The organism is Tritonibacter sp. SIMBA_163, from assembly GCF_046535935.1.
Taxonomy (GTDB): domain Bacteria; phylum Pseudomonadota; class Alphaproteobacteria; order Rhodobacterales; family Rhodobacteraceae; genus Epibacterium; species Epibacterium scottomollicae.
On the sequence record NZ_JAWJBP010000221.1, the window covers coordinates 1 to 321 of the forward strand.

General features: G+C 50.2%; 1 protein-coding gene. It reads left to right on the plus strand.

Features of this window, described 5'->3' with window-relative positions:
- Positions 1 to 321: DUF2254 family protein (locus R0J92_RS22170; protein ID WP_411053239.1), on the plus strand; the 321-nt coding region annotated here is incomplete at both ends.

A 321-nucleotide genomic window follows, 5' to 3' on the forward strand; every position in this document is an offset into this window, starting at 1 on the left:
ATCGGCACCGAGCGGACGACCGACCAGGATTTGGACTTCGCCATACAAAAGATGGTGGAAGTGGCGTTGAGGGCGATTTCGCCGGGTATCAATGACCCGAATACAGCGAACGGCATCATTATCCGCATCGGGCGGCTGTTGGGGAAATTAAGCCATTTGGAAACCGGGGCCATCACCATCACCGATGAACAACAGAAAGATCGCATACGCTATCCATTCTTCACTTTCGATCAGTTTCTGTATCTCACCTTCCATCAGCTTATTCACTACGGAAAAGAAGATGTATCGGTAGTGGCAGCGATCTTTGAAGCGTTGACGAAC